This window comes from Chitinophaga sp., from assembly GCF_036569125.1.
Classification (GTDB): Bacteria; Bacteroidota; Bacteroidia; order Chitinophagales; family Chitinophagaceae; genus Chitinophaga.
The window spans coordinates 1-7,223 of sequence record NZ_DATCRF010000666.1; the positions used below are offsets into that span (position 1 = coordinate 1).

Here is a 7,223-nt window from a genome sequence, read left to right on the forward strand (position 1 = left end):
ACCTGGCCATCGGGCAATATGAATCATTTAATACAGTAGAGGACCTGGTGCCGGAAGCCATTTTATCCGATAAGAAATTACAGCGCAAAGGCAAGGTAACAGCGGCCATTTTACGTTTGTTCCTGTTTTTTGTATCCGGCAAAAAACAGATCCGCTGGGGTAAGGATTATACCGTGCGCTGGAAAATGGACAAAGCGGCTACGGCCGCGCTGGTAAAACGTTGCAAGGTGCAGCATACTACTATGCACGCCGCTTTGTGTACGGCGTTCCTGCTTGCGTTCCGCCATGTAAGAGGCAGCAAAAATGTAAAGAACCAGGTATTTTGCCCGGTGAACCTGCGGCGTTACATCCCGGAAATAAAAGATGATATGCTGTTTGGTTTTGCCACCAGCACCACCTTATCTCTTGATAAAGATCCCATGCTGGATTTCCAGGAGCAGGTAAAGCGGCTGAATAACCGGCTGTCGGAAAAGCTCTCCAACCTGAAGGTGTATGAAGAGATCATGCTTAATGAATACCTGCACCCGGTAGTGAAAAAATTATCGCAGTACCTGGGCACGGCCAGGGGCAATAATGATCTTACGTTCTCTAACATGGGCCGGCTGGACATTCCTAAAAAATTCAGCTCCTTTGAAGTAGAGGCGGTGCACAATCCCATCCTCATCTTCAAATCAGCCAATCCGAACGGCATTATTGCCAGCACATTTGATGAACAATTAAATTTCTCTTTCCTCTCTAACGACGCGTATTTGTCGTATGAAGAGGCCAATGCTATCCGGGATAAGGCCATGGAGCTTTTACTGGAAGAAAAACGGGTACCTGAAGCAGTGCAACTGGTGTAAAAGTCACCTTTCAGCGGCATCCCTTACCGAACCAGCTTAGAGGCATAACCAGTGCCAGCTTTCTATTGGATCAAAAAAATCCTTTTTGTCATGAATAGAAAGCTACTATTTCTGGAACGGTTCATTTATGGAGATGGTACCCTTCCCAAAAACATCACATTCACTGTAAAAATGCTAGGAACTTTTACCATGAACCACCTGCAGCATGCACTGGCTAAAGTGCAGGCCAAACACCCTGCCCTGCGGGCACGCGTGGTGGTAGATGATAAAGGTATGCACTGGTTTGTGAATACGCCCCGCCCGGCGCCTGTCCCCATACGTTTTACAGAACGCTGTGGCGATGAGGGCTGGCTACAGGAATCGGAAGCTGAATGTGCACAGCCGTTTAACACTAACGGACCGCTGATGCGGGTAGTATGGATGCACTCCCCCGGTGTGTCTGACCTGATGCTGGTATGTCACCACTGCATTTGCGACGGCGCTTCGGTAATTACCCTGCTGCGTGAAATCTTACAGCTGCTGGATCAGCCGGATACAGACATTGGCCGGTATGAAGCCTTCAGCAGCATTCAGGACCTGTTACCCGCCGAAGTGCTGGCAGACAGGAAGATCCGCCGCCAGGCAAAATTCATCCGGTACGCGGTACGCTTATATGCAGCGTTCTTTGCATCCCGCAAAAAAATACCCTGGGGAAAAGATTATACCATACGCTGGCGCCTGAGTAAAGCCGAAACAGCAGCCCTTACACAACAATGCCAGGAAGAAGAGGTGACCATGCACGCAGCGCTATGCGTGGCGCTGGTAATGGCTTTCCGGCACGTGAAGGGCCCACAGGCAGGCAGCCGGGTATTTTGCCCGGTGAACATACGCCGCTACCTGCGCAGCATTAAGCCGGATATGCTGCTGGGTTTTGCCACCAGCATTACCCTGAGCCTGGATAATGATCCGCAGCTGGACCTGGCTTCGCGCATACGGCTGCTGAATAATAATTTAACAGACCAGCTTACAGGCATGAACGTATATAAAAAGCTAATGACCAGCGAATACCAGCACCCGTTGGTAAAAACGCTGGAAAAATGTATCCGTAACGCTAAAGGAAACCATGCTTTAACATTTTCTAACCTGGGCCGGCTGGATGTGCCCAAATGCTATGAAAATTTTGAGGTGGCTGCCATTCACAATCCCATCACCGTATTCAGGTCCGCAAATCCCAACGGCATTGTGGCCAGCACATTTGACGGGCAGCTTGGTTTTTCATTACTGTCAAACGACGCGTACCTGAGCCAGGCCGATGCAGCAGCGATCAGGGATAAGGCAATGGAGATCTTATTTAATACATGGATGTCGGCGCCCAGGGCGGCCCTTACGAATACCTTATAAAAACACTAAATCTCAACGGATGCAAAGAAAACTCATCATCGGTGAAAGGATCATGTACGGAGACGGCAACACGCCTTTGAACAGCTGTTTTACCGCCAGGATCCGGGGTACGGTATTCCCCGAAAACCTGCGGCATGCGCTGTCCAGGATCCAGGCCAAACATCCGCTGCTGGGCGCAGGCGTGGTCACAGATAAAAAAGGCCATCCCTGGTTCACCACCAATGAGCATATAACGGGCATACCCGTACGTAAGGTATCCCGTCAGAGTGATAATGACTGGCAGCGGGAATCCATGCAGGAATGGGCTACCCCGTTTGATATGCAGAACGGTCCTTTGTGCCGGGTAGTATGGATCCAGTCGCCGGAGGTATCAGAGCTCATCCTGGTATGCCATCACTGCATTTGCGACGGCGGCTCTGTAGCCACCATCCTGCAGGAGCTGCTTGCCCTGCTGGACCAGCCGGACCTGCCCATGGAGCCTTACCTGGCCTTTAATGATATTCACGAGCTGATACCTGCACCTTTTCTGGAGAACAAACAGTTGAAGAAAAAGGGCCGGAAGTCGGCGGTGCTGGCCTGGCTTACCTTGTCGGCAGTATTATTGGGCAAAAAGCAGCCGCCTAAAGGCCGCGACTACCTGCTGCACTGGAAGCTCAGCAAGGCGCAGTCTGCCGCATTTGTGAGCCGCTGCAAAACAGAAGGCACTACGGTGCATGCCGCGTTAAGCGTGGCGCTGCTACGGGCTTTTAAGCAGGTAAAAGGTGAGCAGGCTAAGAACAAGATCATATCGCCGGTGGATATACGCCGTTTTATTACGGCCATCCGCCCGGATCATTTGTTTGCCTACGCCCCTACCATAAATCTTTCTTTAAGCGAAGATGCGCCGGCTTCGGCCAGAGGCTTTTGGGTACAGGCTTATAAGCTAAAGGATGAGCTGGCGGAAAAAATAGCGGAAGTGAATGTATTTATTCAGCTGATGATCGGGGAATATGTACATAGCTCCGCGAAAAAGCTGGTGAAGCTGTTAAAGGTCACCAATGGGAATCATGACGTAACCTTTTCCAATATGGGGCGGTTAAATGTACAGGAGCACTACCAGACCTTCCAGGTGGAAACTATTATGAGTCCTACGGTGGCTTTCCCCTGGCGCAATCCCAATACCATTGTAACCACTACGTTCCGTGGGCAAATGGATTTTGTGTTTATGTCGAATGAGAGCTTTTTGCCGGAGGCAGAAGCGGTAGCTATAAAGGAAGCAGCCATGGCATTAGTGCTGGCGGAAGCGGAGGTGGAAGTAGCGGTGGAAAATTAACATTCCCATTAACACCTTATTAGCTAAAATGTGCTACCTGTTTTTGTAAATTACTCTTGATATTAAATGAATTTTCCTATTTCATCAGGGGACCGGATTTCCATCCAGTCCCGTTTTTATTTATAGACTGGTGTTGCATTAAAGCGGTATGTTATAACACCGTTTTATGCACAAATGTCACTCTGCCCGCCTGGTAACCAGTAGCCACTTTACAGCACAATCTCACCTTCACCACAATCACCTACCTCCCAACCATTAACCCCCATCACATAAAAATCGCATCATTAACTTCTGATTAGCATTCCCCTGTGCTCTGGCGCGTAATTTTGCCCGGGATTTTTTAATATCTTATTTTGAGGAATAAGGGATACGCCCCGCTCTTTTGCGCGGGGTTTTTCATTTTATATATTCAGTGTCATATGAGCCAGTATGTCCCTATTCTCAGCCAATCCGTCACTCCTATACATCTGCAGAGATTTTTCACTTTATATATTTAGCGTCATATGAGCCGGTATGTCCCTATTCTCAGCCAATTCCCATTCCTATACATCTGCAGAGATTTTTCACTTTATATATTCAGTGTCATATGAGCCGGTATGTCCCTATTCTCAGCCAATCCCCACTCCTATACATCTGCAGAGATTTTTCACTTCATATATTTAGCGTCATATGAGCCGGTATGTCCCTATTCTCAGCCAATCCCCATTCCCCCCATCTGCAGTAGCTATCCATCAGCAGTATGCAACGCTGTCTCCCGTGTGCATCCCTGGTAAATGCCGTACTAACCCTAAGGGTAAAAGCGTTCTCCCTTCTAGTCCTCTTCATGTGAAGTTCAGGTCCTCTTCATGATTTATTGGTGATATGCTTATGTCAGGTAGGCTTCTTTACCCGGAAAACAACAGGATTTACCTGCAAAATGCTTAAAGAACCGGCTAAATCGCGGACAGTCGTCCGTCATCTATAGACCATTGACCATGTATATCCTGATAACCGGTATCACTGATCAATAATCCATCAACCGCGGACAGTCGTCCGTCATCTGTAGACCATTGACCATGTATATCCTGATAACCGGTATCACTGATCAATAATCCATCAACCGTGGACAGTGGTCCTTCGTCCGTCATCCGTCCTCCATTAATTTAACCGGTCTTTTGTATCTTGCCGCATGAATTTTAATTCCGCCTTGATAAGAATAATATTCATTACTGTTAGCATTCTTTGTTCCACCCTAAGCCATGCCCAACACCTGTTACGTAAAACCGTAACAGTTAATGCCAAAAAACAACCCCTGGTAAAGGTCTTGAACAGCATAGGCGAACAGGGACAGTTCCATTTTTCCTACACCAGCGAGGTGGTAAAAAACGACAGCCTGGTTACCCTTTCGGCTGTTAATAAATCCGTAAAACAGGTCCTGGATCAGCTCTTTGGCGGCGCTTACCAGTACAGGGAAGTAAGCGACCATATCATCATTGTACCGGATTTTTCCCGTCAGTTCACCATCAGCGGGTATGTGCAGGACCGGGAAACCGGTGTAAAAGTGGTGAACGCCACCGTATATGAAAAACAACAGTTCATTTCCACCCTTACCAACGACCAGGGCTTTTACCGCCTGCGCCTGAAGGGCAGCGACCGCAATGCAGCAACCATCACGGTAAGTAAAGACCTGTACCGCGATACCACCCTTGCCGTGCATGCCGGTGTGGACCAGGAAATGGACATCTCCATAAAACACGCCCCCACCGTAATGCTAATGCCGGTGGATATTGGCGTGGAAAAAACCTGGATGGGTAAGTTCTTCCTTTCGTCCAAACAGCGTATGCAGAGCTTAAACCTCAGCAGCTTCTTTGCAGATAAGCCTTTCCAGTCCTCTATTGTGCCCGGACTGGGCTCTCACGGCCGCCTGGATGCGCAGGTGGTTAACAAAGTTTCATTCAACCTGCTGGGCGGCTATGCCGCAGGGCTGAATGGCGTTGAAGTAGGCAGCATCTTTAATATCGATAAAAAGGATGTGCAGTACGTGCAGGTGGGCGGCATATTCAATGTGGTAGGCGGGAAAGTAACAGGCCTGCAGGCAGCGGGCATCCACAACTATGTGCTGGATACCGTTACAGGCCTGCAGGTAGGCGGTGTGCTGAACATCGTAAAGGGAAAGATGGTGGGCCTCCAGGCAGGCGGTATCTATAATAACACCCGCGATTCTGTAAAAGGGGTACAGGTAGGCGGTGTATTTAACCTTAATGGCAAAAATGTGCAGGGTATGCAGGCTGCCGGTGTGCTTAACCTCACAAAGGATGATGTACAGGGTATGCAGGTAGGTGGCGTAAGCAATATATCAGATACCATACAGGGTTTCCAGGCAGCCGGCGTATTGAACCTGGCCAAAGGGGATATGTACGGCATGCAGGTAGCGGGCCTCGGCAATATAGTGCACGGCACTGCCAAAGGCATCCAGGTAGCAGGCGTATTTAACTATGCAGATACTTTACGCGGCCTGCAGTTTGCCCTGGTGAATGTGGCCGATACCTCCACCGGTATCAGTATAGGCCTGCTCAACATCATTAAAAAAGGCGGTATCCACCAGGTCTCTTTATCCAACAACGAGATCACCTTACTGAACCTGACGGTTAAAACAGGCACCAAAAAGCTCTACTCCATTTTTACAGCAGGCTATAACCCGGTGGCCAATAAAAAGGCTTTCCTGTTCGGGTTTGGCCTGGGACATATTTTTACGTTGTCGGATAAAATGTACCTGGCCGGGGAATTCCTCTCCCCCAGCCTGTACCTGGGCAGCTGGGAAAAGTTACAGCCTATGGTACGGCTGCAGCCCCTGCTGCATTACCGGCTAAACCGCCTGTGCAGCGTATTTGCGGGTCCGGCCTTTACCATTTATTATGATGAGCAGGATGTGATCCGTAAAACCGGCTACCGTAGCCGCCCCGGCGCAATAGGCTGGAATGCGGGGATCACCATATTTTAAGGAATTACGAATTATCAATTACGAATTGGGCATGTTTTCACTAAGGTAGTAGTTCATGATATATAGGTGTTCACTTAATACATGTTTACTGGTAATTATTCCATGTACATTTACATTACATGATCACCACGCAATAATGAACTAATACCCAATTCGTAATTCGTAATTGATAATTCGTAATTTAAGCCTAAACATTTTCATTACATGAGAACTTTCCTTTTCACGGCAGCCCTAACGTTGCTGATACCCTTTTGCCTGCTTGCGCAACAGGAACCGGTAGATCAGGCTATGATGCAAAAGATCAGGACTGAAGGCCTGGAGCATTCGCAGGTCCCTGTCATTGCGCATTACCTGACAGATGTAAATGGTCCGCGCCTGACTAACTCCCCCGGCTACACGCACGCAGCCAAATGGGTGGTGCAAACCCTTAAACAATGGGGCCTGCAAAACGCTGCCATGGAGCCCTGGGGCCAGTTTGGCAAAAGTTGGGCCCTCACCGGCTCCTACCTGGCGCTGAAAACGCCCTACTACCAGCCGCTTATTGCCTATCCAAAAGCATGGAGCACCGGTACCAAAGGCCCCATCACCGCACCGGTAGTACTGCTGGATACCTTATCGGAAGCTGCTGTTGATAAATTAGGAGCGGGCATCAAAGGAAAGATCGTGATCGTACGCCCGCATGATACAGCGCTGGTATCCAACTTTACAC

The 7,223-nt window shown here is 48.9% G+C and carries 4 protein-coding genes and 1 pseudogene; all 5 read left to right on the forward strand.

From position 1 onward, the window contains the following. A partial coding sequence (locus VIM87_RS24795) for a phthiocerol/phthiodiolone dimycocerosyl transferase family protein (RefSeq protein ID WP_331999593.1) occupies window positions 1-842 on the forward strand: 842 nt, incomplete at its 5' end. Between the two features lie 90 nt (window positions 843-932). Next, the gene (locus VIM87_RS24800) at window positions 933-2,222 is read left to right on the forward strand and encodes a condensation domain-containing protein (RefSeq protein ID WP_331999594.1); all 1,290 of its coding nucleotides are present in this window, start codon (window positions 933-935) and stop codon (window positions 2,220-2,222) included. A gap of 19 nt (window positions 2,223-2,241) precedes the next feature. Next, window positions 2,242-3,534: a condensation domain-containing protein gene (locus tag VIM87_RS24805; RefSeq protein ID WP_331999595.1), complete on the forward strand. Its 1,293-nt coding sequence runs from the start codon at window positions 2,242-2,244 to the stop codon at window positions 3,532-3,534. 1,186 nt (window positions 3,535-4,720) lie between these two features. Next, complete coding sequence (locus VIM87_RS24810) at window positions 4,721-6,514, forward strand: STN and carboxypeptidase regulatory-like domain-containing protein (RefSeq protein WP_331999596.1); 1,794 nt, start codon at window positions 4,721-4,723, stop codon at window positions 6,512-6,514. A gap of 204 nt (window positions 6,515-6,718) precedes the next feature. Then, window positions 6,719-7,223: pseudogene (locus VIM87_RS24815) on the forward strand (peptidase M28); the annotation flags it as partial.

Bases quoted from the DNA above. Each gene is read 5' to 3' on its own strand.
- VIM87_RS24800 (WP_331999594.1), top strand. From the start codon at position 933: ATGAATAGAAAGCTACTATTTCTGGAACGGTTCATTTATGGAGATGGT.
- VIM87_RS24805 (WP_331999595.1), top strand. From the start codon at position 2,242: ATGCAAAGAAAACTCATCATCGGTGAAAGGATCATGTACGGAGACGGC.